The organism is Streptomyces neyagawaensis, assembly GCF_023516595.1.
GTDB classification, from domain to species: domain Bacteria; phylum Actinomycetota; class Actinomycetes; order Streptomycetales; family Streptomycetaceae; genus Streptomyces; species Streptomyces neyagawaensis.
The window spans coordinates 76,023-98,165 of sequence record NZ_JAMGBG010000023.1; the positions used below are offsets into that span (position 1 = coordinate 76,023).

Annotated in this window: 28 protein-coding genes and 5 pseudogenes; 13 read left to right on the plus strand and 20 right to left on the minus strand. The window is 69.0% G+C overall.

The features are described from left to right. Nucleotides 1-28: 28 nt before the first annotated feature. Entirely contained in the window at nucleotides 29-1,177 is a 1,149-nt protein-coding gene (locus M8J73_RS11790; protein WP_055540045.1) for a DUF3344 domain-containing protein, read from the minus strand. A 535-nt stretch (nucleotides 1,178-1,712) separates the two neighbouring features. On the opposite strand from M8J73_RS11790, the gene M8J73_RS11795 reads away from it, so the two are divergent. The 3 genes from M8J73_RS11795 to M8J73_RS11805 all read left to right on the plus strand — a co-directional run bounded on the left by M8J73_RS11795 (nucleotide 1,713) and on the right by M8J73_RS11805 (nucleotide 3,613). Beyond that, nucleotides 1,713-2,000 (plus strand): hypothetical protein, encoded by a 288-nt coding sequence (locus M8J73_RS11795; protein ID WP_055540046.1) that lies wholly within the window; start codon nucleotides 1,713-1,715, stop codon nucleotides 1,998-2,000. Nucleotides 2,001-2,376: 376 nt separating this feature from the next. Further along, nucleotides 2,377-2,763, plus strand: a complete 387-nt coding sequence (locus M8J73_RS11800; RefSeq protein ID WP_063799240.1) for a tyrosinase family oxidase copper chaperone — start codon at nucleotides 2,377-2,379, stop codon at nucleotides 2,761-2,763. Then, complete coding sequence (locus M8J73_RS11805) at nucleotides 2,747-3,613, plus strand: tyrosinase family protein (RefSeq protein ID WP_055540047.1); 867 nt, start codon at nucleotides 2,747-2,749, stop codon at nucleotides 3,611-3,613. The genes M8J73_RS11800 and M8J73_RS11805 overlap by 17 nt, the downstream gene beginning before the upstream one ends. A 140-nt stretch (nucleotides 3,614-3,753) precedes the next feature. Here M8J73_RS11805 and M8J73_RS11810 read toward each other — a convergent pair. Further along, nucleotides 3,754-4,260: pseudogene (locus tag M8J73_RS11810) on the minus strand (transposase); the annotation flags it as partial. 270 nt (nucleotides 4,261-4,530) lie between these two features. Here M8J73_RS11810 and M8J73_RS11815 point away from each other — a divergent pair. The 5 genes and pseudogenes from M8J73_RS11815 (at nucleotide 4,531) to M8J73_RS11835 (ending at nucleotide 7,787) form a co-directional block, all read left to right on the plus strand. Continuing rightward, nucleotides 4,531-5,019 carry a hypothetical protein gene (locus M8J73_RS11815; protein WP_240501441.1) on the plus strand — a complete coding sequence of 163 codons (489 nt, stop codon included), beginning with the start codon at nucleotides 4,531-4,533 and terminating at the stop codon, nucleotides 5,017-5,019. A gap of 37 nt (nucleotides 5,020-5,056) precedes the next feature. After that, nucleotides 5,057-5,329 (plus strand): annotated as a pseudogene (locus M8J73_RS11820) (IS5/IS1182 family transposase); the annotation flags it as partial. Between the two features lie 410 nt (nucleotides 5,330-5,739). Further along, on the plus strand, nucleotides 5,740-6,396 hold the full coding sequence (locus M8J73_RS11825) for a transposase (protein WP_169797868.1): 657 nt from the start codon (nucleotides 5,740-5,742) through the stop codon (nucleotides 6,394-6,396). Nucleotides 6,397-6,678: 282 nt separating this feature from the next. Continuing rightward, a complete protein-coding gene (locus M8J73_RS11830; protein WP_206187910.1) occupies nucleotides 6,679-6,954 on the plus strand; it encodes a site-specific integrase in 276 nt (91 codons plus the stop codon). A 554-nt stretch (nucleotides 6,955-7,508) separates the two neighbouring features. Next, a complete protein-coding gene (locus M8J73_RS11835; RefSeq protein WP_055540049.1) occupies nucleotides 7,509-7,787 on the plus strand; it encodes a helix-turn-helix domain-containing protein in 279 nt (92 codons plus the stop codon). 60 nt (nucleotides 7,788-7,847) lie between these two features. Here M8J73_RS11835 and M8J73_RS11840 read toward each other — a convergent pair whose 3' ends face one another. The 6 genes from M8J73_RS11840 to M8J73_RS11865 all read right to left on the minus strand — a co-directional run bounded on the left by M8J73_RS11840 (nucleotide 7,848) and on the right by M8J73_RS11865 (nucleotide 10,651). Next, entirely contained in the window at nucleotides 7,848-8,042 is a 195-nt protein-coding gene (locus M8J73_RS11840) for a hypothetical protein (protein WP_055540050.1), read from the minus strand. After that, on the minus strand, nucleotides 8,039-8,236 hold the full coding sequence (locus M8J73_RS11845) for a hypothetical protein (RefSeq protein WP_055540051.1): 198 nt from the start codon (nucleotides 8,234-8,236) through the stop codon (nucleotides 8,039-8,041). Before M8J73_RS11845 ends, M8J73_RS11840 begins: the two co-directional genes overlap by 4 nt. Then, nucleotides 8,233-8,439: a hypothetical protein gene (locus M8J73_RS11850; protein WP_055540052.1), complete on the minus strand. Its 207-nt coding sequence runs from the start codon at nucleotides 8,437-8,439 to the stop codon at nucleotides 8,233-8,235. Before M8J73_RS11850 ends, M8J73_RS11845 begins: the two co-directional genes overlap by 4 nt. After that, nucleotides 8,436-8,588: a hypothetical protein gene (locus tag M8J73_RS11855; RefSeq protein ID WP_157873186.1), complete on the minus strand. Its 153-nt coding sequence runs from the start codon at nucleotides 8,586-8,588 to the stop codon at nucleotides 8,436-8,438. The genes M8J73_RS11850 and M8J73_RS11855 overlap by 4 nt, the downstream gene beginning before the upstream one ends. 140 nt (nucleotides 8,589-8,728) lie before the next feature. Further along, nucleotides 8,729-9,910, minus strand: coding sequence for a helix-turn-helix domain-containing protein (locus M8J73_RS11860; protein ID WP_055540053.1), 1,182 nt, complete (start codon nucleotides 9,908-9,910; stop codon nucleotides 8,729-8,731). 99 nt (nucleotides 9,911-10,009) lie between these two features. Continuing rightward, nucleotides 10,010-10,651 carry an HAD family hydrolase gene (locus M8J73_RS11865; RefSeq protein ID WP_079054978.1) on the minus strand — a complete coding sequence of 214 codons (642 nt, stop codon included), beginning with the start codon at nucleotides 10,649-10,651 and terminating at the stop codon, nucleotides 10,010-10,012. Between the two features lie 88 nt (nucleotides 10,652-10,739). Between M8J73_RS11865 and M8J73_RS44765 the strand changes: the two are divergent. The 5 genes and pseudogenes from M8J73_RS44765 to M8J73_RS11880 form a co-directional block, all read left to right on the plus strand. Further along, a pseudogene (locus tag M8J73_RS44765) lies at nucleotides 10,740-10,937 on the plus strand (hypothetical protein); the annotation flags it as partial. Nucleotides 10,938-11,016: 79 nt separating this feature from the next. Next, nucleotides 11,017-11,079 (plus strand): annotated as a pseudogene (locus tag M8J73_RS44770) (DUF6233 domain-containing protein); the annotation flags it as partial. 63 nt (nucleotides 11,080-11,142) lie between these two features. Further along, complete coding sequence (locus M8J73_RS11870) at nucleotides 11,143-11,364, plus strand: hypothetical protein (protein ID WP_055540054.1); 222 nt, start codon at nucleotides 11,143-11,145, stop codon at nucleotides 11,362-11,364. A 68-nt stretch (nucleotides 11,365-11,432) separates the two neighbouring features. Beyond that, nucleotides 11,433-11,651, plus strand: coding sequence for a hypothetical protein (locus M8J73_RS11875; protein ID WP_055540055.1), 219 nt, complete (start codon nucleotides 11,433-11,435; stop codon nucleotides 11,649-11,651). An 11-nt stretch (nucleotides 11,652-11,662) separates the two neighbouring features. Beyond that, nucleotides 11,663-11,935 (plus strand): hypothetical protein, encoded by a 273-nt coding sequence (locus M8J73_RS11880; RefSeq protein ID WP_249828585.1) that lies wholly within the window; start codon nucleotides 11,663-11,665, stop codon nucleotides 11,933-11,935. Nucleotides 11,936-12,016: 81 nt separating this feature from the next. Here M8J73_RS11880 and M8J73_RS11885 read toward each other — a convergent pair whose 3' ends face one another. From M8J73_RS11885 to M8J73_RS11935, 12 genes and pseudogenes are all read right to left on the minus strand, one after another. After that, nucleotides 12,017-12,601 carry a hypothetical protein gene (locus M8J73_RS11885; protein WP_157873117.1) on the minus strand — a complete coding sequence of 195 codons (585 nt, stop codon included), beginning with the start codon at nucleotides 12,599-12,601 and terminating at the stop codon, nucleotides 12,017-12,019. Further along, nucleotides 12,598-14,316 carry a DEAD/DEAH box helicase gene (locus M8J73_RS11890; RefSeq protein ID WP_055538314.1) on the minus strand — a complete coding sequence of 573 codons (1,719 nt, stop codon included), beginning with the start codon at nucleotides 14,314-14,316 and terminating at the stop codon, nucleotides 12,598-12,600. The genes M8J73_RS11885 and M8J73_RS11890 overlap by 4 nt, the downstream gene beginning before the upstream one ends. Further along, nucleotides 14,317-14,559: pseudogene (locus M8J73_RS45885) on the minus strand (HNH endonuclease); the annotation flags it as partial. 1,198 nt (nucleotides 14,560-15,757) lie between these two features. Then, nucleotides 15,758-16,024: a hypothetical protein gene (locus M8J73_RS11895; protein ID WP_055538312.1), complete on the minus strand. Its 267-nt coding sequence runs from the start codon at nucleotides 16,022-16,024 to the stop codon at nucleotides 15,758-15,760. A 9-nt stretch (nucleotides 16,025-16,033) separates the two neighbouring features. After that, on the minus strand, nucleotides 16,034-16,282 hold the full coding sequence (locus tag M8J73_RS11900; protein WP_079054777.1) for a holin: 249 nt from the start codon (nucleotides 16,280-16,282) through the stop codon (nucleotides 16,034-16,036). A gap of 6 nt (nucleotides 16,283-16,288) precedes the next feature. Continuing rightward, nucleotides 16,289-17,305 (minus strand): hypothetical protein, encoded by a 1,017-nt coding sequence (locus M8J73_RS11905; protein ID WP_206187817.1) that lies wholly within the window; start codon nucleotides 17,303-17,305, stop codon nucleotides 16,289-16,291. Further along, nucleotides 17,305-17,823 (minus strand): hypothetical protein, encoded by a 519-nt coding sequence (locus M8J73_RS11910; protein WP_240501189.1) that lies wholly within the window; start codon nucleotides 17,821-17,823, stop codon nucleotides 17,305-17,307. The genes M8J73_RS11905 and M8J73_RS11910 overlap by 1 nt, the downstream gene beginning before the upstream one ends. A 71-nt stretch (nucleotides 17,824-17,894) precedes the next feature. Continuing rightward, nucleotides 17,895-18,404, minus strand: coding sequence for a hypothetical protein (locus tag M8J73_RS11915; protein ID WP_055538309.1), 510 nt, complete (start codon nucleotides 18,402-18,404; stop codon nucleotides 17,895-17,897). A gap of 64 nt (nucleotides 18,405-18,468) precedes the next feature. After that, nucleotides 18,469-18,666 (minus strand): hypothetical protein, encoded by a 198-nt coding sequence (locus tag M8J73_RS11920; protein ID WP_055538308.1) that lies wholly within the window; start codon nucleotides 18,664-18,666, stop codon nucleotides 18,469-18,471. An 8-nt stretch (nucleotides 18,667-18,674) separates the two neighbouring features. After that, on the minus strand, nucleotides 18,675-19,220 hold the full coding sequence (locus tag M8J73_RS11925; RefSeq protein WP_157873116.1) for a hypothetical protein: 546 nt from the start codon (nucleotides 19,218-19,220) through the stop codon (nucleotides 18,675-18,677). Beyond that, complete coding sequence (locus tag M8J73_RS11930; RefSeq protein ID WP_055538306.1) at nucleotides 19,217-19,660, minus strand: hypothetical protein; 444 nt, start codon at nucleotides 19,658-19,660, stop codon at nucleotides 19,217-19,219. The genes M8J73_RS11925 and M8J73_RS11930 overlap by 4 nt, the downstream gene beginning before the upstream one ends. Before the next feature lie 8 nt (nucleotides 19,661-19,668). Continuing rightward, a complete protein-coding gene (locus M8J73_RS11935; RefSeq protein WP_055538305.1) occupies nucleotides 19,669-22,140 on the minus strand; it encodes a LamG-like jellyroll fold domain-containing protein in 2,472 nt (823 codons plus the stop codon). Between the last annotated feature and the right edge of the window lie 3 nt (nucleotides 22,141-22,143).

Consider the following 22,143-nt stretch of genomic DNA (forward strand, 5'->3'; position numbering starts at 1 on the left):
GGGACGCTCGGGACGGGAGGAAGGCGCCTTACCGCAGGGCGTCGACGGCGACGAAGAGCACGCCGGCCCAGACCCGGTCCCGCTGTGACACGACCCGGAAGGCCAGCTGATCGCCGCCGCGGCGCAGGCCCGTTCCGAGATCGAACACATCGGAGTCGTAGCCGAGGGTGCGGGTGTACGCCGGCACCCGCTCCGGATCTGACGCTCCCGGTTCACTGATCGTGGAGTTCAGGACGTCGTCGCGGGGATTGGCGGAGTTGGTGAGGGGGGTGACCTCGGTGCGGTGCGGCTGTGGGGCGGAGGACGCGCGGGTGGTCGTGAGGGTGAGAGTGTCGCCGGTCGCGCCGTGGTCGCCGTCGTACGTCACCAGGCCCGCTCGGCCGCCCGCGCCCGTCGGGAAACGCATCCCGCGCAGCCGGATCTCCGGCCCCGCACCGGACTTCAGCGCGTCGAAGCCGTCCCAGACGGCGAGGTGCCGCAACGGCTGCTCCGGGTTCTCGTACGCCACCACCAGAGTCCAGCCACCCCACGCACCGGCCGCCGACCTACCCATCGCCACATTTACCTGTGCCACGGTGTACAGACCGGGCCCGCTCTCCCGCACCAGTCTCGTGACGTCCGCCGAAGCCTGGAAAGCGTCCGCACCCTGCGCCACACGGTGGCCGACGACCGTGTCCGCGAGGACCTCCTTGTACTCACCGCCGGGTTCGGCGACCAGCACCCGCCCATTGTCCTTGGGCGGCTTCTGTTCGCCGACGCGCAGGTTGCCGCCCCAGTACAGCCGTGCGTAGCTGACCCGTGAGCCCTCGGGTACACGGACCTCCGCGCGGGAGGAGTTGTAGGTGTTCGGGTCCTTGTCGACGTCGACGTACGTCATGTCGAAGTCACCGTTCACCCCGGTCGCGCCCTGCCGTGCGGCGGGGCAGGAAGGTGCTGTGGACGACGGGAACCGGTGGTTCGCCCGTGGTGTACGGCAGGTGATGGAGACGTTGGCCGCGCGGACGATCCCGCCGTGCTGGAGGGCGCGGTACCGCTGGGCGAAGGGGAGACTGCCGGCCTCCTGCGAGGAGGCTGCGACAGGCGCGACCGCCAGGGCACCGGTGGGAGCCCACATCCCGGCGAGTGCGAGGGCACCCACCGTCGTACGGCGCAGCAGAAGGGCTAGGGAGTTGCGCATGACCGGCGCTGTCCTTTCGGGAAGGCGGAAGTGCCAGGGGGAGCCAGAAGCGATGTGCGTGTTGTCAGGACGCGTCCAGGCGTGCGCAAACTCTAGCCGTCATGGGGCATAAACCAATCAAACGGTGCAAGTGTGTCGGATTGGTGAAGTGGGGGGCTTTCTGGTTCCTCTTCAACGGCCGTACCCACCCGGGTCGCGCCGTGTCCGACGCGACGTCGCGCACCCCGCCGGAGCGGCCGTGCCGCTTGCAGACGGGCCCCGGGCGCATGGCCTGCAGCCACGGCGTGTCGCGTCCGCACGCCTCGGCAATTTGACAGGCTCGGTGGCGCGGGTGGGGCCCACCGGTCGAACCGCGCCGGCGCCGGTTTCCGCTCTTTCTGGTGGCCCCTCCCGGCTTTCGGAGGCAAATCCTTCAGAGGTTTCATATGAGTACTCGGCGATCTCCCGCACGCGGGTTTCCAGACCGGTCGGCGCTCGTTGTGCTCGATGTCAGAATCCGCCCCGGCTACCCAGTTCGCCGAAGGAAGGAACGCACATGAAGTCGCTGAAAGCAGCTGTCGTCGTCACCGGGTCCCTGATCATCGCCGGTGCCGCCGCGCCCGCGTTCGCCCAGAACGCCACCGAGGTGGTGCACAAGAACCTCAACGACGCGGTGAGGACGCTCGACAAGGGCCCCGTCCAGACGCAGCCGCTGAGGGGGGGCGTGCTCGACGCCAAGGGGAAGGGAAAGAAGAAGGGGGCACTGCTGACCACGGTCGAGCGCACGTCCACCGCCCTGGGTACCGGCACCCCGCTGCTGGGCGGTCTGCCGCAGCAGAAGTGAGAACGTCCCCGGCCGCGATGCTGGCCGCGTCTTGACCGGCGTTCTGGCATTTCCCGGTGGTTGCTCCACAGAGGCCGATTCCGCACGTGCGGTGTCGGCCTCCGTGTTGCCCGTGTGCCTGCAATCGCGATGCTGAAATCTCTTGTTCAGGTGAAGTACAAGGAATCCGGGGGAGGATTGGATGTGGTGGAGAATTTTGATGCTGCCGTGCAAGTCGAATATGAGGCCCAGAATGAGGATCTCCGACCGTGTCCCGGAAAAGGCCGTGACCGCGTCAGTGGACACCGCGGCCGGTTGCTCGTCGCTCGCCGTCGACTCCACTGGGTTCGCCGGGCGGAGGCACATGCTGCGGGGGTTGTCCGCGTCAGTGGCCGGGATGGCACTTGCTCCCTTCTTGGTGGCATCGGGGACGGCCGGGCCGGAGAGAGCATGTTTCCGGGAGACGTACCGCGGACGGCGCATCGTCGTCGTCCCGGACGACGCCGGGCTGTTGGGCGACGACGCCTCCGGCGGATGGCACGTCACCGTGGACGGGCGGCCGCTGCACCTCATGCGCCGTGTCGACGGCAGCTGGATGACCATGGTCGACCACTACCAGTCGTATCCGACGCCACTCGCCGCGGCGCGCGCCGCCGTGGACGAGCTCGGCCCCACCGCGCAGCTGGGCGCGGCAAACGGAACCGACGGCCACACGGACGACGGCGGTACGCCGAACGTCGGTCAGGGAGTCGAGGGGGATCACCGAAATGGTGTACACGCGTAGGGACGTCGGCACACTCACCCCTGCCGAGCGGCGCCGGTTCGTCGCCGCGTTGATCGAGGTCAAACGCCGCGGTGAGTACGACGAGTTCGTCCGTATGCACATCGAGTACTTCCTTCCCGACGGTGAGAACGGCCCGCGCACGGCTCACATGGCACCCTCCTTCCTGCCCTGGCACCGCAGGTTCGTGCTGGACATGGAGAGGGCGCTGCGCCGCGTGGACGAGTCGGTGACCATGCCGTACTGGGACTGGACACGCGACCGTGCCTCGACGGCCGCGCCGTGGACCGAGGACCTTCTCGGCGGCACCGGGCGGCGTTCCGACCGGCAGGTCATGACCGGTCCTTTCGCCTATCGCCACGGCCGGTGGACCATCAAGGAGGGGATCACCGACGTCGAGTACCTCATGCGGGAACTGGGCCGTCCGCGCGACCCGATCGCCCTGCCCACGGCCCTGGACGTGGAGAACGCCCTCGCCGACCCTGTCTACGACACGGCTCCCTGGAACTCCACGTCCGCCAAGGGGTTCCGCAACAAGCTGGAGGGGTGGGGGCGGGGGCGCGGCGCCGTGTCCTGGCGCAACCACAACCGGGTCCACCGGTGGGTCGGCGGCCACATGGTGAGCGGCGCCTCCGTCAACGACCCCGTCTTCTGGCTGCACCACGCCTTCGTCGACCTGGTGTGGTCCCGCTGGCAGCGGCGGCACCGGAACGCCCGCTATCTCCCCGCGAAGCCCCCCGGCCCGAAGGACGCCCAGCACGGCCGGATCGTCGCGCGGCACGAGAGGATGCCGCCGTGGGACGTGACTCCGGACGAACTGGAGGATCACAGCGCGGTCTACCGCTACGTGTAGCAGACGCGACCGCTTGCGGGTGGGTGGCTCACGGGCCTGATCTGTCCTGGCTCCGCTTCGCGCGCGACGCCGGACGGGGCGGCGCACCGCGTCATCCAAGGCGCCGCCGATGACGCGGCGTGGTCCGCGTCGGGGTTGAAGTTGTCCGAGTGGACGCGGCTGATCTGGGCTTTCAGCTCCGCATCTCGCACCGCCCGAGTGCTCGGGGTGCGGTTCTTGGCGGCGTAGTAGGTGCTCGTTGCGATCTTTCAGTCCATGGCTGGTCAGGACTCGGCAGATCGGCTCGACTCCGAACACCTCGCGGTGAGCGTCGATGAACGCTACGAGCGTTTCGACGGCCGGTCGAGCTCGGCCGCGAAGAAAGCCGACGCCGCCTTCAAGATCTCATTCGCCCGACGCAGCTCGGCGTTCTCGGCCCGCAGTCGCTTGATCTCCGCGGCCTCCTCGGACGTCACTCCGGGCCGCTGGCCGGCGTCCACCTCGGCCTTACGGACCCAGGTCCGCACCGTCTCGGCCGCACCGATGCCCAGTTTCGCGGCGACGGCCTTCATCGCAGCCCACTCGGTCGGGTAGTTCGGGCGGATCTCCGCGACCATGTGCACTGCACGTTCACGAAGCTCGGGCGGGTAGGTGGACGGACGTGCCATGACTCGACCCTCTCAGGGAATCGAGCCTCCATCAGACCCGGAGCGGTTCACCTTCGCGGGATCTGTCAGCGGACGCGTCGTTCTTCGCCCTGCCCGCGCATGCCGCGGGCGCGTGCGTACTCGATGGAACGCAACCGGACGCTGTGGGGCGGCTTGTCCGACGGTGAGAGTGTGCGGGACGTGGCGAGGTAACCCGAGCGGTCACGAGCCAGGCATGAACTGCACATAGGCAGCTCGGCTCTCTCCGCAGCGAGTTGAGAGACTCACGTCATGGGATCTTGGGGAACCTTGGGGCCGGCGCTGTTGTCTCTGGCCGGTGTTGCGCTCGGCGCTGGCGGGTCGTTGTTCGGCCAGTACCTGGTGTCACGGGCGAGCACCCGGCAGTTGGAGATACAGGAGTCAGCCGCGCACCGTGCGGAGCTGAAGAACGTGATCCTGAAGTTCCTGAGCATTGCGTCGCAGGTGGAGAAGGCGGTGCTCACGTCCCCACATGTCGGCGTCAGCGCGGCCGATCCGGTGATCGACCGACTCGTCGACGACTTGTGGCTCGCGCACGCGGAGATCGACCTTTCGGCCAGAAGCGAGCCCCTGCGGGGTGCTGCCTACCGCTATGCGGCCCGCCTTGCAGAGGTGGCCCGAGGAGAGCTGGCCGACGCGTCCGCGCTGCGCGGGCCGCAGGTGCAGTTCTTTGACGCCGCGTATGACGACATGTGGCCCGGTCAGCGACGGGCAGCCGGGGATTCCCTCACGCCCCGGTGAGACGTGACAGGGATGAGACGATCTTGCCGCGGTTGGTGTGATCACGGCGCCGGAGTCCTCCTGGATAATCCCGTTCCCCGGGCTGAGTCCACGCTGCTTCTGCAAGCTGATCGCCGCGCTACGCCACGGCGGCGCGGATCCGGTGCGCAAGGGCCGTCCCTGGAGCCTGGCACTGGAGGACCGCGTGCTGCTGCTGATCGCCTACTGGCGCACGAACTTTACGCTGCGTGCCCCGCTGTTCGGCATCTCGAAATCCTCGGCCGACGGCAGCATCGACCACCTCGGGCTCTCGCTCGCCCTCCGGCCCCGCATCAGCCCGACCCAGAGATCAATTGCGGGACAGCCCTTAACTGACCGTTCTCTATCCGTCCGTGTGGTCGGTGGGATTCGAACAAGAGCCTGGTTCGGGTGAGTCGGCCGTACAGGTGCGTGGAAGAAGGGCCTCTTGGTAGCTCGCGGTTGTCGAATCCAGCGAGAAACAAGAGGCCCTGGTGTCGAAGTGTTGCGTGCTCCTGGTCGCCGAGTCCAGTTCGTCCACCCCTGGGTGTGGCTGCCTCGCCCATCGGTTCGGGAACGCGGCCAACCGGCCGGAGCGCCGGCCTCGGTACGACTCGGACATGAGCGATGCGGAGTGGGAACTGGTGCGGGATCTGCTGCCGGTGCCCGGATGGCTGGCTGGCGGGCCGGGGCGGCAGGCCGGAGGGCTACTGCCACCGGCAGATGATCGACGCGGTGCGGTATCTCGTCGACAACGGCATCAAGTGGCGGGCGATGCCCGCCGACTTCCCGCCCTGGCCACGGGTCTACTCCTTCTTCGCCCGCTGGCGGGCTGCGGGGCTGGTGGCCGAGCTGCACGACCGGCTGCGCGAGGCCGTCCGCACAGTTGAGGGCCGAAGCCCGGAGCCGACCGCGGCGGTCGTGGACTCGCAGTCCGTGAAGGCGGACGCCACCGTCACCCTGGCCTCCCGGGGATACGACACCGGGAAGAAAATCAACGGACGCAAGCGCCACCTGCTCACCGACGCCCTCGGGCTCCTCCTGGCCGTGCTGGTCACGCCGGCGTCCACGACCGACCTTGACACCACCCGCGTCCAGGATCCTCAACGTCGTCATGAAGCACGCGATCAGGCACGGGCTCCTCCGGGACAACCCTCTGCCCAAGGGCAAGGCGGCGACGGCCGTCACCAGGACGAGCACTGCCGTGGACAAGCGGTGCCTCCTCAACGCCGATCAAGCGGCGGCGCTCCTCGGCCACATCCGGAAGCGGTCCCGGGGAGGCAAGCGGCTGCACGCGTTCTTCGCGACGCTGTACTACTGCGGGTCGCGTCCGGAAGAGGCCGTGGCCATGCGCGTGGCCGATGTGAAGCTGCCCGGTAGCGATGCCGCCGACCAATGGTGCGAACTGGTGATCCACACCGCGACTCCGGAAGTCGGCAAGCAGTGGACGGACACGGGGGACATCCACGAACGGCGCGACCTCAAGGACCGGGCCGAAGGTGAGACACGCACGGTGCCGGGGCACCCCGCACTGACCCGCATTCTGCGGCAGCACATCGAGGACGAGCAGCTGAAGCCCGGTGACCTCCTCTTCAGGGTGAGAACGGTGGAATCCTCGCGGGATCCGTCACCCGTCGCGCCTGGCGCGGCGCCCGGCAAGCAGTGCTGCCACCGCAGGTCTTCGACTCGCCGACGGGCAGGCGGGTCTACGACAATCGCCACACACGTCTCACCAAGTGGCTCAACGACGGCATACCGCCCGCTCAGGTCGCCGAGTGGGCCGGCAACAGCGTGCCCGTGCTGCTGGCCACCTACGCCCGGTGCGTCGACGGGCAGCTTCCTGACCTGAAACGGCGGCTCGAAGCCGCTGGAGACCTGCCGGATCCTGTCGAAGATCAGTGCGCTGATTCCCTCGGGGCTCGCCGGAAGTCGTCCTGATCGGCGCCCAGAACTTCGACACGTATTCGACACGGCGACCCGCAGAATCCCGTTGACAGCCGTACAGCCCCGGAATCCCACCCCCGGCCATCGAGGGGGCTCCGGGGCTTTCTGCCGGGTCCCGACATGGCGTCTGACCAGCAAAAAAGCCCTCCCGGAGGAGGGCGGGGTGTGGGCGCCCCCGGCAGGACTCGAACCTGCGGCCAAGCGCTTAGAAGGTGTACCGGATTAAGCGCTGTGCTCACCTGGGGTTTTCGCAGGTCGCCGATAGCCAAACTCACGGCAGGCGCTTGGCCAATAATCCGGGAGATTTGGCGAAGACTCGGCGCTCCATGCGCGAGCGCCGCCCCGAGCCCAGCGTAGGGGCCCGGGGCGGCAGGGAGACACGGCTCCGCCATCTGGACGGATGAGTACCTCGCGCGAGGGACCGACCGTGCCTCCCGCCCTGCGCGGCTGTGACAGGCGCCCAGATCGCTTGCCCGCCCAGCCGCAAGATCACACAAATTAGGTTTGACCCTAACCACAAAAGATCATGTGGTCGGGAGCGTGGACGGGTGCCTCGTCCCACTCCGCCTTCCGATCGGGTCCTTGCCCGCCGCCGCGAGCTGGGGGAGCAGATCCGTCGCGTGCGCATAGACCGCAACCTGACCCAGCTGGACGTGTGCAGGCGGTCAGGCCTCGACGTCGCCACGTACAGCCGCATCGAGCAGGGCCACGCTTCCCCGCTCTTCGACACGCTGGTCCGCATTGCTGATGCCATCGGTGTGGGAGAGGTGGATCTGATGCCGGACCCCGCCGCCGAGCCGGGGGATGCGTCGGCGGCGGGGCGCTAGCCGCCCCTCATCGGCACGAGGGGCGGGCACCGGCGCCCGGGAAGGTGGGCACCGGGAGTTTCAGCCCGTCGGGGTGGGCGTGCATCCGGGGTGGGCGTACACCGTGACGCTCAGGTTGTGGGCCCCCCAGTAGCCACGCGCTATCCCAGCGGGCACCGAGTCGTCGTCGAGGGGCAGGAAGCAGCGTACGCAGCGCTTGCCGTCCCGCACGGGCCGCGACAGGTTCCATACCGTCGGCACCGTGGCCGCCCTCATGACTGCTCCCCGAGTGGGACCAGGTCGTACGCGTACCGGCACGGGCCGCAGGCGTACAGGCTGGGGGCCCCGGCTCCCGAGCCCTGGTCTGCGGGGTCGCGGACCAGGCGCGCGGTGAAGGTGTGGCCCTGGTGCCATGCGCACCACTGGGACGAGCTGTCGGTCTCGGTGTTCTCGCGGGTCTCCACGGTCACCGCCTCTTTGGCGGTCGCAGCGCGTGGTGCCGGCGCATCTCCATCTCCAGCGTCGTCGCACGGCGGGTGTCGCCGTCCTCCTCCGCCTGGGCGCGCTGCTGGTCGAGGGCCGCGCACACGTCGCAGCCGGGTGTGGGCTTGGGCGGGCGCGTTGGGTCGGGGAGTGTGACGGGCTCTTCCTGGAGGCCGTGGTGCCTCGTCATGATGCGACCGCCTGCCTGCGGCACCCGCACGTGACGATCGGCCAGACGCGGTCGCGGCCGGCCAGGGTGATGCAGCCGTCCGCGTACAGCTTCTTGGCGACGGCACCGCAGTGGAAGCAGGCCTCGCCGTGCTGTCGTGCGATGCTCACCGGTCCCTGCACGAGAGTCGGCGTGGCGGGTACAGCTGTCTTCATCCCCGTTCCCATCTGCCTGTTGGTGTGGACAGACAGATCATGGGCGCCGACAAGGGCCACAAGTGACACACCTTGTGTCACCCGGTGGCACAACCTCAGACGGCGCCGATCCACTCAGCGAACGACGTCAGCGATTCGGAGTCGGCCCGCTTCAGCCGGCGCAGCGTGGCCGCGTCCTCCCGTGCCCACCGGTGCCCGCGGGTGTGCTGGGGCGCGATCCGTCGGGCCACCTTCAACGACTCGAAGGCGTCGTCGGCCAGGCCGGCCCACAGCTGGGCGCGGCTGAGCTCGATGTAGAACCCGGAGCGCCGTTCAGCGGGCAGCTCCTCGGGAGGCTTCCACTCGCTGGCGACGTCGAGGGCCTCCTGGACGTGGTCGTCGCCGAGGCTGACGGCGACGGACACCTTGTGGACGTTGACGCTGTCGGGGCCGAACGCCGTGCCCAGGTAGACATCCTCGGGGACCTGCTCGCTGAGCTGGGTGGCTTCGCGCATGTGGGTGTCGGCGATGTCCGGGCTGCTGGCGCGGCTGGCGATGACCGCGGCCCGCATGTGCAGGGCACCGCGCGCTGCGGCCGCCGTCGGCGTGCTCGGCGGAGGGCTGGTGTCGATCGCTCGTTCCAGCGCGCGCAGGCCTGGCCGGTGGGCGCGGGCGGCGAAGAACACCTCGGTGCGGACGTAGGCGACGGACGCCTGCAGGAGTGGGTCCTCGGCCTCGGCTGCGACTGCCCGCATGAGGTCGATGAGGCGGGCGGAGAGGTCTCGAGCACCGAACTTGAAGGCCACGGCGTCGGCGCAGCGGTAGGCGTGCACGAGGAGGGAAGCGACGTGGGCGCGATGGGCGAGCGGCCCGGTGTGGAGCGCGCGGGCCAGCTCGGCGAGCAGGCCGGGGATGCACTGGCTGATCTGGACGTACTGCGCGGCGAGCCGCCAGGAGACGGCCTCCTCGACAGCCTGCTGCAGTTCGTGCAGCGGGCGGACAGGACCGTCGTCAGGGTCGTCTTGGGCGACGATCGCAGCGGAGATCGCGGGCAGCGCTTCGTGGACGCGGCTGTCGGTGCGCTGATGGCCAGTGAGGAGCCGGCCAGGGTCCACGTTCAGGGCTGCGGCGAGGGCGTCGAGAGTGTCGTCGCTGGGGAATCTGCTGCCCTGCTCGATCTTCCGGAGCATGGACAGGGATACGAATGAGGCAGACGACAGCTGCTGTTGGGTCATTCTGTGAGCGCGGCGGGTGGCGGCGATGCGTTGGCCTACCTCGCGCATGGTGTTCGCGGGCATACTGGCTCCAGTTCGGGGCGTCCACTCCGAACCGTACCTGCGTGGTAACGCGCTGGATACGTGAACGGCCCCGACAGCCCAGCTGTCGGGGCCGTTGCGTCAGTCCGCGACGATGGCGCCGAGCTCCGTGAGCGAGTTGATCCGCCAGTCCGCGGCCGCAGCAACGTCTGGGTCGTCGGCCCACAGATGCCCCCATGGCCCGCGCCGGAGGTGCGCGGTGAGCAGGCCGGCCTGCTTCGCGGGGAACAGATCGTTGGCCGGGTGGTCGCCGACATACAGGGTCTCGCCAGGGGCGGCGTGCGCCACCTCCCGGACCCGCTCGAAGAACTGCGGGCGGGGCTTGGCAACGCCCCACTCCTCGGAGGTCGCGATCAGGTCGGCAGGCAGGTCCAGTTCGCGCAGCAGCTGCCCGACCCGGCTGGTCTGGTTCCCGGCGATGATGACGCGGACACCGAGCTGGCGCAGCGTGGCGAGGGTGGGTCGAACGTCGTCGTAGAGGTCTGTCTCGTCGAGGACCTCGCCGCGGCCGGCGGCTTCGCGCTCCCGGTACGCCGCCGGGATGTCGATCCCTGGGCGGACCAGGCGGAGGGCTTCGGCGTTGTCGTGTCCCTTCGCGACGACGGCGCCGACGAGCGCGGACAGGGTATGGCGAGGGACCTCGAGCCAGTCGGCCCACGAGTTCCAGTAGCGGTCATCGCGGGTGAGGGTCTCACCGACGTCGAAGGCCACGGCGCGAATCATGCGGGCAGCCTACCCACCGGCCAGCACGGTCCCGTGGGGGGCCGGGGCCGGATCGCGGCGGCTTACGGGCCGCGCTAGATTCGAACGTATGAGCGACACCCCGAGACCTCCCTACCTCGCTCGCCTTCGCATCGTCGAGGCATACCTCCGCTTCCAGCTGCAGCAGGTCGAGAAGTGGATCGCTGAGGAGGAAGCCAAGATCGAACAGGCAGAGGCGCGCCGCCCGCTGCCCCCGCCTCCGGACTGGCTGATCGAGCAGAACCTCTCCGGCCGGGCCCCCACGTACGTCCACCGCGGCGACTGCTGGAACGCCGGGAAACGCCGCCGCGGCGTCGACCGGGGACCAGGCCGTACGAGCGCTCACCGAAGGCGGCGTGCCCGCCTGCCCGCACTGCCGCCCGGACACCGAACTCGGCCTCCTCGACTAGGCCATGCCCAGAGTTATCCACAGGCCCGCACGCGATCGCCGGGCTCGCCCTACCGTGCTGCCCATGTACACAGTGGATCTCGCCATCCGGGCCGAGGACGCGCTCGACGAGCTACCCGCCCCCGGCCGCCAGGAGGCCATGGAGGTCATCGCCTCCGTCCTCGTCCAGCGTCCCTCCTGGCCGCCGCCCGGCGAGGCCGCCGTCGCGTTCGGCGCCCGCTCCTGGGTGGTCTTCATCGCGTACGCCGACGGCATCGACGTCGACGACATCGGCTGGGCCGGATAGCGACCAACCCCACAGCGAACACCACAGTTTCAAGGGCTGTTGTCCGAGGATGTCCGTACGCTGAACCCATGCCCCCCGACCTCCCTGGCCGTGGTTCCGTGCGGTCCGCGGCCGACCTCAACGAACGGATCCGCACCCTCTTCCGCACCGCCGGCGGCTACCTCCGCCCCCACGAACGGCTCGAGTATGAGCAGCTCGTCACCGCCTGGGCACTCGCCGACGCAGCCGAACGACACCCGGCGCGGCGCAGTGAGCCGGTGCGCGAACAGATGGCCCCAGCTGCCTAAGATCCCTGCCCGTGGCGCACACCTTCGAAGAACTCGTGGAGATGCAACGTACCGCTGACCAGGCACACGCCCGGGTCGAGAACCTCCGCGACGACTACGGACCTCCCACGACCACCCCGTGGACCCCGCAGCAGACCAGCACCTACGAAACCGCCTGGCGCGCCTGGCGGGACCTCGCCCGCGACGCCCACGCCGCCGTCACCGACTACGCCAAGACGGAAGGCCGGCCCCGCAACGAGGTCGAGGAGGAAGTGAAGAGGGCCGTACGGCACCCCAAGGCGTGACGGCCCGGACATGACGAAGCGGCCCCTCGGCCTCCCGATGAGGAGGGCGAGGGGCCGTGTTTCACCGGGGTCGCTGGACGGTCACTCTTCGGTCAGGAGCCTGGCGAGCTCCTGGATCTCCTCTGGCTCGAGATTACGGCGCAGCACCCTAGCTGCGTCCTCCGGCGTGGTGACGGGGACGCTGACCGTTCTCTTCCGGAAGCCCGCTGCCACCATCGCGGCGTGTGTAGTGAGATGGCCAGCCAGCACCTTGGCGTGGAGGTCCGGACGGTCCTTTCGCAGGCGGCGCAGACCAGCCTCTTTGGACGTTCCCGATGGCGCACCGAGGGTTTGTATATTATCCAAACCCTCTTTGTGCTGGTTGATTCCGAGTGGCTGTTGGACGGCGCGATCAAGGAGATCCAGTGCGCCTGGGTTGTCCGCGATCAGCTTGCGGACAAGGTCCATCGACGCACCCAACCCTTTCAATGGTGGTGCGGTGACGAACTCCTCGAAGCGCTGATGCTGGACGCGGTCGCCTCGCTGAGTGATGAATGAGCGCCATGACTCTTCACTGAGAACGCGTACGAGCAACGCGGGTCCCGTCTTCAGACCGTGCTCGCCCTCGCGGAGCGCTGAACCAAGTGCGTCGACGAGGGCGGCGTTGGCGCGAAGCCCGGTGGTCACTGGCCCAACCAGCCAATGAGGGTGCGGCGCATCGCCTCGAGTTCCTCAACGGTCGCTTTGGAACGCTTGGGGTGACCCGCGCGCAGGAGCTCGATATTGATCTCTTTCGGCGGGCGGCCAAGACGGTACGAGGCCTTCCTGGCGAGGGTCTCGACTTCCTGCCTCAGGAGCTTCTCGCGGCGGTAGTGCGGAATTTCGGTCCGGCGGGCTGGTGCTTGTTCAGCGCTGGCCGTGACGACGTCGCCCTGAGCAGCTTGGGCGCGGAGCAAGGGGACGAGGTTGGCCGCATACATCTTGGGGATGCCCAACTGGCGGGCACGTTCCTGAGCCGCTGCCAGTTCCTCGGCCGAGACTTCGTCGCCGCTGAGGATGGCGCGGTCGAAGACGGATTCCGACGCGGACAGCGGGGTGCGGAAGTCGAGCATGCCTTGGCCGGACGCCCCGTCGTTCTCTCGGTCGGCCTTCTCTGCTTCCTCTGCCGCGATCTCCAGCTGATGGCGCAACTCTTCTTCGATCTCCCGGGCGTGCCGCATCAGTTCCGGGACTGCCGGAATGAGGAGGCGCGCGTTGATCTCCTCGTCGGGGCGTGTGCGGACGAACCGGCCGACGACCTGCCGGTAGAAGAGCGGCGTCTGAGTCTTGGATGCATAGACACCGACGGCCAGCCGAGGGATGTCCACCCCTTCAGAGATCATCTTCACAGCGATGATCCACCGGCTGCTTCCCTTGCGGAAGTTGTCGATCTGAGCCTTAGCGATGCGGCTGCCCGGGTCGTTCCGGGGGTCGGACACGACGACAGGTGGCCGGGTCCCAGTGATCTGCTCGAGCAGATCTGCGTAACCCTTGGCGAGCCACTGCCGCTCGGCGACGACCAGGCCTGCAGCGTCTGGCACATCCTCGCGTACTTCGCTGAGCATCTCGTCGGCTTGGGCGAGGATGGAAGGCATCCAGGCGTACTTGGGCTCGTAGACGGTGTCGAGGGCGGCCGACACATCCTCCTCCGCCATGTTGGCGCCCAGCTTCGCTGTCACCTCGGTGCTGATGCCTGACTTGCCGTTCTCCTCGCCTGCGCTCCGGCGCATTCGGGAAGGGTCGGTCCAGCGGGCTTCACCGTCGTACGCATGGAACTCGATCCTCCGGCAGACTCCATCGGCAACCGCTGTCCCGTACTCGTAGGCGTAGTCGACGAGCACGGTCCCGTTCTCGTCATACCGCACGAAGGGGATTGGAGAGGTTGCGTCGCGCCGCCACGGCGTGCCAGTCAGGCAGAGCCGGTGGACAGCAGGCTCGACGGCCTGCCGCAGTGCTTCTCCCCAGGACTTGTTGTCGCCCGCGTGGTGAACCTCATCGAGGATGACGAAGGTGGGCCGTCTGAGCGCGTGCCGCAGCAGGCTCCCCCCGGTGCCCAACAGTTGCTGGTAGGTGACCACACAACCGACATAGCCGGCCTTGCTGTAGCCGTCGGTATCGCCGGGAGGCACGGGGAAGAGCTTCAGGCCCGCGGCCGCTGCCTCGTCCGCCCACTGAACACGCAGGTTGTCGGACGGCGCGACGACGACAACGCGCTCCACTGCGCCTTGTGCCATGAGCTCCTGGGCGAGGTAGAGGGAGAACTTGGTCTTGCCCGCGCCCGGTGTCGCCGACACAAGGAAGTTGTCGCTGTTGGCGGCGTAGAAGGCATCGACGGCACGGCGCTGCCACTGACGGAGCTGCATCGGTTGCTGCGTTCCTTTCCTCTGGTTACACGACGGGCAGAGTGCCTGCCCATTGATGACGTCGGTCGGTCCCCCGGCCGAGTAGGGCGTGATGTGGTCGCTGTGCCAGCCCGGCTGAAGTACGGCACCGCATCGTTGACAGCGGCCATCAGCAGCCAGATAAAGGGCGGCACGCTCGCCTGAACCGAAACGCCGCCGGGCGGGAGCCGCCGTCACCAGGCTGGTTCCGAGAAGAAAGGCCACTCACTGGTATTGACCCATGAGTAACAGTGGCTATCGTTGTGGCGATCCAAGGCATCACTCCTTGATCCACTGCCCTCGCAGGGACTCCACCCCTGCGGAGGGCATAAATCGTTGGCCTTCGATTCGAAGGCGCTCCGCCAGTCAGGTTACGACAGGGTGCCGACAACATGAGTCATAGCCGATCGGCACTGGGTGCCCAGGAACAGCTATGTCGCCTTGGATTCCAAGCCACCGAACCGCTTCTGACGCGGTGTCCGATATTCAGGCCATTGGCACTCTGTGCCGTTGACACCTCTCGCGCATGCTGCCTCTGTGACGGAGCTCTCTCGGGTGGTGAGAGATGCATTTGGGGGGCGTGCGCTGATTCTCAAATGCGCCCCCTGCTGGGTGATACCACGAGCCTCGATGTCAATTGACAAGGCGCACCTCCTTCGAGGAGCGCACTAAAAACCGCAGTGGCCCTCGCTCTCCCGGAGGAGAGCGAGGGCCACTGTTGCTCACGCGTACCGTCGTCGGGGCTCGAGGCCCGCCGCGAGTGGCGAGCCCGGCTCGGTGCCGCTGCCGTCCGGTGCACCGTCCTTACGGCATACCAGCGCGTCCTCATCCCACGCCGGGGCTTGCAGGCTGTACCCCTCCGGGCACGAGGGCCCAGCGGGGCCACGCTCACCCTGCTCGCCGGCCGGTCCCTCCGGTCCGGTAGGGCCGGTCTCGCCTCGAGGACCAGGCGGCCCGGCGGGTCCCGCAGGACCGGCTGGTCCGGCAGGGCCTGCAGGGCCGGCCGGACCCTCACCGCCAGGTTCGCCCTTCGCGCCCGTCTCCCCGTCCGCTCCGTCCTGCCCGGGCCTCCCGGACGCCCCCGGCTGCCCGGGCTCGCCCTTCTCACCGGCCGGCCCCGCCGGGCCCGGGATGGGCACCGGCACCCGGGCGCGGTCGTCGAGATCCTTCACCGCCTCCGACGGATCAGGCGCCACCGGCTTGCCACCCTCGGACTCCACCTGCGTCCGCAACGCCCGCACATCGGATGCCAGCGTCGACACGGCTTTGCCGCGTAGGTTCGCCTCGGCGGCCGCCTCGTTGGCGCGGGCCGCCTCGGCGTCCACCCGGGCCCAGATGATGACCACTGCTCCGGACAGGGCGATCATCCAGAACAGCAGAGCGATCGGACGCCACCGCCGGGCGAGTGCCTGCTCGGTGCGGGTCACGGTTGGCCTCCGAGAGATATGACGAGGGCGCGCAGCCGGGTGATCTCGGCCTGGTCCGCGGCGCGAAGAGATGACTGCTCGGCGAGCTTCGCGTTCAGCTCCGACACCTTCGCGTCGAGCCGGTCACGCTCCTCCTGCAGGTTGTCCGTCAGCGAGCTGTAGCCGGTCAACGCGTTCTCCGAGCGCTTCCCCAGGTACGCCACCAGACCGCCGACGACCGCGCCCACGCCCACGAGCAGGCTGCCGATGGTGGTGGCGTCCAAGGTGGCTCCTTACGGGAGGCGGTGCGTGTTGCTCGGGCGGGCCACGGTCTCGGTGACCCCTGGTCCCTCCGTGCCGCCGCTGGTGACGATCGCGGTGAGCAGTGCGGCGACCGCGGCCAGGCCGCCGATCGAGAACGCCTGGTCCCAGTCGATGTCGACCAGGCCGAGACCGTCCCCGCCGAGCAGCGCGACGACGGCCTGGGCGAAGGTGCGGATCATCCGCTCGGCTGTGGCCTTCCAGAACGCGCGAGTGAACATGGGCAGTTACTCCTTCTCCTGCAGGGCGGTGCCGAGCTTGTCGAGGGCGGCCTGCGCGCCCGCCTCGGCCGCGGCCTGGATCTCTGCGGCGTCCAGGCCGCCGCCTTCGATGAGCTTTGCCAGCACGGCGTCGCGTGCCGCGCCCTGGGCGACGAGCACCTTGACCTGCTCGCTGACGTCGATGACCCGGTCGCCGATGTAGGCGAGGACCGACTCGAGCTTCCACTTGTCGTTGGCCGGGTTGGCCTCGCGCCAGCGGGCCGGGACGCCGAAGTGGCCGTCCTTGGTGGCGATGGCCTTCACGATCTCGTCGGTGGTCGGCATGTCGTCCTCCTCAGCGGCGGCGCCCTTGGCCAGCGCGATGACGCGCGCGAAATCCATCGCCCCGGGGTCGCCGTGGTCGTTCTCGGGTACGTGCTGGTGACCGCACCAGCCCTTGAAGGCCCGCCACTGGTCTTGGCTCATGCGGGCCGGACTCGCGCCGTACGACGCGGGGACGACACCAGGACGCCGGGCGTCGGCCCCGTACGCCAGCCAGTCCTTCACGCACGTGAGCGGTATGCCGTGCTCGTCGTGCAGCCAGCGCACCAGCCACGCCACCTCCGCCAGCGCCCACTCCGGGGCCTCAGGCCAGAAGATGAAGTCGACGTTCTGCCGGAAGCCGGCACGCACCCAGGCGTCGCGGGCCTTCGGGTCGCAGGTGCCGACCAGCTCGATCTGGAAGACGTTCGCTGTGTTCGTAGACACGCCGCCGAGCTTGTTCGCGAGGGCGCGGGCGGACTCGTCGACGTCGTAGTGCTGATACCAGCGGATCCGCTTCGCCGCGCAGTCCGGCAGCCCGGTCACAGTCGGAGCCATGGCGCCGCGGCGGCCGGAGGCGTCAGCGTAACTGGGTACGGTGCGGCCCTCGGTGGTGTGCGCGACGCCGCAGTTGACCTCCATGTCGGAGCCGGAGAACACCCCGCCGCCGTAGAAGTACGACAGGGAGGCGCCGGGGATTTTCTGCGGTCCCGTGCGCGCCATCACACACGCCCCGGCCATGCCCAGAACGACGGCCCGTCACCCAGCTGCCGCGAGGTGGCCCAGAACTCGTCGTTGCCGTCGAGGAGCACCTTCAGGTTGGCCGTCGTCGACCTTGGGTCGAAGATCCGCACGATCATCGCTGGGTACACATCGCCCTCCTGGGCGTGGTTGCCGACGTGCCCCACGAAGCCAGTTCCCGTGAGCCGGGCGCTGCTCTGGTACTCCTGGCGGAGCCGGTTGATCTGCGCCGCGTCCTGCTCGGTCAGCGTGTAGTGGACGATCCGCCCGATGCTCGGCCGCTGCGGCGTCGGCTGCTCGCTGCGAACCGCGGACTCGGCGGGCTGCTCGATGACGACCTGGGCGACGGCGGCGGCCGCCGCGACCCACGCCTGCTGAATCCGGTCGCCGAGCTCCTCCCACTCCGGCATCTGCCGGCCGTCGTGGGTGCGGTAGTGCGTGGCGGCGCCGTACGCCGCGTACGCGTACTGGGCGAGCTCCATCGAGGATGGATGGGACATGAGCTTTCTCCTGACATGACGAAGTCCCCGGCCGAGGGCGCGGGGCAAAGGATGTCCGGCTGGTCGGGCCCTTACGCGGGTGGTTCCTCGACCGGCTGGATGACGAGCTTCAACTCGGCGAGGGTCACGTCGACCGCGTCGCTGGCGTTGTGCTTGACCATGAGGCCGAGCGGGGTCTGCGGGTCGACGAACAGGCCCCACGTCTTGGTCCTGAACTGCTGGCCCGGGGTGGCGACGTGGTCCTCGGTGCACGTGGAGTCGTAGCCGCTGGCGATGCCCAGCGGGTCGCGGACGATGCGGGAGCGGACCTCGCTGTAACCGCCGGCCTCCCAGTACACGAGGCCGTGCACCGTGCCCCAGCTGCGGACGCCGTCCGGCCAGCACGGCCACACAAGACCCGAGCGGGGCTGCGTTGCCCAGCTCGACGGCGACATCCTGTAGGCGTCGGGCTGCAACGGGCTGTGCATGCCCCACGGGTCGTAGGACTCGCTGTCGAAGGGGAAGCGGAGCAGGTGGTACTGCCCGTCGGCGGGGATCGACTGCGCGACCTCGACCTTCAGGGAGACGACACGGACGCCCACACAGACCTCCAGGAATGACGAAGGCCCCGGCCTGGTGGCTCGGGGCGCGGACGGGGTGGTGCGGTCAGAGGGCGGTCTGCTCCACGTGGTGGCGGGTGGCCGTGACGCCGGTGACGCCGGGCACCGCCGACAGGCGCTCGCTCAGGGCGGCGACGATGTCGGCGTCGGAGATGGGCAGGTCGCCGCCCGCCAGCTGGAAGATGACGGTCGCGCGGGAGCCGTCCGTGTTCCTGGCTTGCACCTCGATGTAGGGGTAGTCCACTGCGCTCCTTAGGCGGCCGCTTCGTAGCGGCCCTGGTGGTAGAAGACGTCGTTCGCCGCGAGGGATGCGAACGGTGCGACCGAATCCCAGAACGGGGCCGATGCGGTGCCTGGTGTGCTGATCTGCCGAAGCGATCCGTTGGCGTGGTTGGCCGTGCTGATCACGCCGTAGCCGATCTGGTTGAGGGATGCCGAGTCGTCGCGCCAGATGACCGCCTGAGAGCGGTGCCCGTTCCACGTTGAGGACGGCGCCGCCGGGAGTGAGAAGTAGTAGTTCGCCGCGGAGAGGGTGCCGCCGCCGTCGCCGTAGGTGGTGGTGCTGCCGATGGTGATGCGGTGCAGGTAGTCGGTCGTGCGGCCGATCTTCATGTACCTCGCGACGATCGTGCCGTTGCCGATGGCCGGCTGTGTGCCGACCTCGGCGCCCCACACGAACGTCCCCGAGTAGTCGGTCCACGCGCCGAAGAACGTGTTGAACTGGTCCCTCACCTCTTGGTTGAGCAGGGCCGCGGTGACGACCTCGCCCACCACCCAGGTCCTCGGGGCAAACGTCACTTCGGTACCTCCTCGCCCAGCGGGTCAACGGCGTCGGACGGCGGGTGCCCCCACGGCTCGGGGTCGTCGGGGTGCCACCAGTTCCGCAGGTGCGGCAACTCGTCGGTGACCGAAGCCTCGACGGCGTCGACGTCCTCGGGGAACACCAGCCGGATCCAGCCGAGACCGCACTCCGTGCACGCGATCCGAGGGTCGGCCGGGGTCACCACCTGCGCCGAGCCGCAAGGGCAGTCGGCCACCCACCGGCCGTGGTTGATCCGGGCGAACGCGCGCTGCCCGAGCACGATTCCGTCGGGCGGCCGCACCCGGCGCTGCACGCGGTCCTCGTACCAGCGGAAGACGCGCTCGGCCGGGGCGACCAGCGCCCAGGCGTCCGGGCGCTGCGGGTGCGACGGGAGGTAGAAGGCTTCCGCCCGGACCACGGGGATGCTGAGCGCCACGTGACCTCCTAGTAGGCGAGGCGGGTCGTCGACCCGAGGACGGAGTACACCGCGTCGTCCAGCACCCAGATGCTGTCCGTCGACGCCTTGCTGGTGTGGAACTCGATGCGGTGGCTGTTGTGCTTGATGACCTCGGTGTAGCCCTCGACGGTCACCCGCATCGACGAGGCAGGCGCCTGCGACGGCAGGTTGGTCACGGAGAAGTACGAGCTGATGTCGGCGTCGAGGATGTCCAGGTAGGTGGACATCGTGTGCGCCTCGATCGGCACCTCGCGGATCTCCACCGGCGGGTCGGCATAGCGGGACACCAGCCAGTTGGCCGCGTCGAGGACGCTGTCGTCGCTGGTCTTGAGGATCGACAGCGGTTTGGGCTTCTCACCGAAGGTGGTGACGGAGGAGGGCGAGGTGACGCGCTGGGTCGCCCCGCCTGGCCTGCTGGCTTCGACGATGTTGATCATCTTCTGGTCATCGTCGGACGCCTCCACCTCGTCGGTGTCGAGGTCGGCGTAGTCGATCGTGAACACCTCGGAGCTGGGCGAGGGGTTGTAGCGCACGTCGCGGGACTGGAACGCCAGCCCGTACCAGTCGCGCTCGGCGAACAGCCTCGCCGACTCGGTCGCCTCCACCTCCCGCATCCTCGTCAACGCGTTGGATCCGGCCGGACCTTGGGAGGCGATCGCGTCGAAGGCGCTGCCCCACACCGTCACCGAGTTCACGCCGCCGTATCGGGCCAGCCTCTCGATCCGGGCGTCGGCGTCCTCACCCGCGAACCCTGCGGTCCCGGCCTCCCAGTGCAGGGGTGCGATGTCGTCGATGACCGATGCGGTCGAGTGCGTGATGGCCAGGTGGGCGATCTCCCCGGCGAACAGCCGGCCGCCGCGGTAGCCGCCCACGTGCAGGTGCCGCAGCCCGGACATGTCTGGCACGGCCAGTGTGAAGGTGCTGGGTGCGCCGTCGATGTAGAACCGGTCGTTGAGGCCGATGACGTGCGCGACATGGTGCCATTCACCATCGGTGACAGTAACGCCCGGGGCGGTGTTCACGACGAGGGCGCCGCCGGTGTCCGTGACCTCCACCGTCAGCTGGCCGGACGCGTTGATGGCTACGACGATCTGGTGATCCAGGTTCGTCTCATACAGGCCGAACAGGGCCCGGCTCGCCGTCGTGGTCCGGAACCAGCACTCGATGGTCTGCGAGGTGTACGCGTTGGAGTTGGACTCGAAGACGGTGCCCAGGTCGGCGGTCAGGTACTTGCCGACGGACGCAGAGGACGGAGTGAACGTGGGCGCCGTCTCCCCGGTCTCGGGCACGCCGTCCCCGCCGAACTCCAGCAGGCCGCCGGATCCGAGCTGGGTGAGGGCGAGCGAGCCGCACCCGCTACCGGAGATGTCGCCCGCCGAGGAGGAGCCGGAGTCCTCGCTCAGCGGGTAGTACGCGGAGACGACGTCGGTGATGCCGGCGACGTCCTGGTGGAGGATCTCCTCGGCGAGCATCGACCGCAGGGCGGGCGCGGTGCCGAGCCGCTTGAACAGGTCGGTGCAGCTGATGAGGACCTTCGACGTCAGGCCCTTCCACCGCACCGGCCAGTCGTTGACGACGCCCCAGAAGCGGGGCCGGACTTCGGCACCGACCAGGTCCCATTCGATGTACCCGGCGGTCCCGCCGGTGCGGGTCGTCGGGAAGTCCACCGCGTGGGTCTGCGACGTCACCCAGGCCGGGGTGGCCAGGGTGCGGCGGGACGTCCAGATGAACCCGTCCGACGAGGTCTCCCACGTCACTGTGCCGCCGGACTCCCGCACCCGCAGCCACGCGTGGTCGATCGCGCTGTACGTCAGGTTCACAGCGGCGCCGTCGGCGAACCCGGTCTGCGACTGCGCGGACAGGACACCGGTCGAGGCGTCGTACCGCCAGCCGATCCGGGTACCGGACGTCGTGCTCGTGACCCACATCGAGGCCGCGCAGTTACTCGACCCGTTGAGCGCTGGCACGGCGGCCAGCTTCGCGGTGAGCTTGCTGCCCGCCAGCGTCCACTGCCGGGCCGACGTGAAGTTCGTGTCCACGCCCGGCGCGACCGTGATTCGGAGGCGGCCCTCGCCGGTCTCCGCCCCGGCCCCGCCCGTGTTGGTCACCCACAGCGTGGAGTCCACGCGCCCGTCGTCGAAGTCGTCGCCGAGCATGGCCATCGGGTACGGGGCCGAGCCGGACAGCGTGGGCATGACCGCCACGCTGATCCGGATCGGGGCGAGCTTGCGCACGTTCGGAGAGTACGGCGAAGCGGCGTTGCCCGGGGTGAGAGCCCCGTCGTAGTTGTCCAGGACGAGGGTGGCGGTGCCGGGCTGGGTGTCGCTCAGCTCGTCGCTGGCGCCGCGGGTGATGCTGACGCCCTGGACCACGTCGACGCGGGTGGTGATGTCGGTCCACGCGATGGTCTCGGGCGCCTGCACCAGGCCGCCCCATCCCATCTCCACCAGCAGCGGCATGCG

What these genes read in the sequence shown, in the direction of transcription:
- M8J73_RS11875 (WP_055540055.1), top strand. Translation starts at nt 11,433, where the DNA reads ATGCCCCCCGACCTCCCTGGCCGTGGTTCCGTGCGGTCCGCGGCCGAC.
- M8J73_RS11790 (WP_055540045.1), bottom strand. Translation starts at nt 1,177, where the DNA reads ATGCGCAACTCCCTAGCCCTTCTGCTGCGCCGTACGACGGTGGGTGCC.
- M8J73_RS11805 (WP_055540047.1), top strand. Translation starts at nt 2,747, where the DNA reads ATGGTGTACACGCGTAGGGACGTCGGCACACTCACCCCTGCCGAGCGG.
- M8J73_RS11890 (WP_055538314.1), bottom strand. Translation starts at nt 14,316, where the DNA reads ATGCAGCTCCGTCAGTGGCAGCGCCGTGCCGTCGATGCCTTCTACGCC.
- M8J73_RS11860 (WP_055540053.1), bottom strand. Translation starts at nt 9,910, where the DNA reads ATGCCCGCGAACACCATGCGCGAGGTAGGCCAACGCATCGCCGCCACC.
- M8J73_RS11840 (WP_055540050.1), bottom strand. Translation starts at nt 8,042, where the DNA reads ATGAGGGCGGCCACGGTGCCGACGGTATGGAACCTGTCGCGGCCCGTG.
- M8J73_RS11825 (WP_169797868.1), top strand. Translation starts at nt 5,740, where the DNA reads ATGATCGACGCGGTGCGGTATCTCGTCGACAACGGCATCAAGTGGCGG.
- M8J73_RS11935 (WP_055538305.1), bottom strand. Translation starts at nt 22,140, where the DNA reads ATGCCGCTGCTGGTGGAGATGGGATGGGGCGGCCTGGTGCAGGCGCCC.
- M8J73_RS11865 (WP_079054978.1), bottom strand. Translation starts at nt 10,651, where the DNA reads ATGATTCGCGCCGTGGCCTTCGACGTCGGTGAGACCCTCACCCGCGAT.
- M8J73_RS11800 (WP_063799240.1), top strand. Translation starts at nt 2,377, where the DNA reads ATGGCACTTGCTCCCTTCTTGGTGGCATCGGGGACGGCCGGGCCGGAG.
- M8J73_RS11815 (WP_240501441.1), top strand. Translation starts at nt 4,531, where the DNA reads ATGGGATCTTGGGGAACCTTGGGGCCGGCGCTGTTGTCTCTGGCCGGT.
- M8J73_RS11870 (WP_055540054.1), top strand. Translation starts at nt 11,143, where the DNA reads ATGTACACAGTGGATCTCGCCATCCGGGCCGAGGACGCGCTCGACGAG.
- M8J73_RS11850 (WP_055540052.1), bottom strand. Translation starts at nt 8,439, where the DNA reads ATGACGAGGCACCACGGCCTCCAGGAAGAGCCCGTCACACTCCCCGAC.
- M8J73_RS11795 (WP_055540046.1), top strand. Translation starts at nt 1,713, where the DNA reads ATGAAGTCGCTGAAAGCAGCTGTCGTCGTCACCGGGTCCCTGATCATC.
- M8J73_RS11900 (WP_079054777.1), bottom strand. Translation starts at nt 16,282, where the DNA reads ATGTTCACTCGCGCGTTCTGGAAGGCCACAGCCGAGCGGATGATCCGC.
- M8J73_RS11905 (WP_206187817.1), bottom strand. Translation starts at nt 17,305, where the DNA reads ATGGCGCGCACGGGACCGCAGAAAATCCCCGGCGCCTCCCTGTCGTAC.
- M8J73_RS11910 (WP_240501189.1), bottom strand. Translation starts at nt 17,823, where the DNA reads ATGTCCCATCCATCCTCGATGGAGCTCGCCCAGTACGCGTACGCGGCG.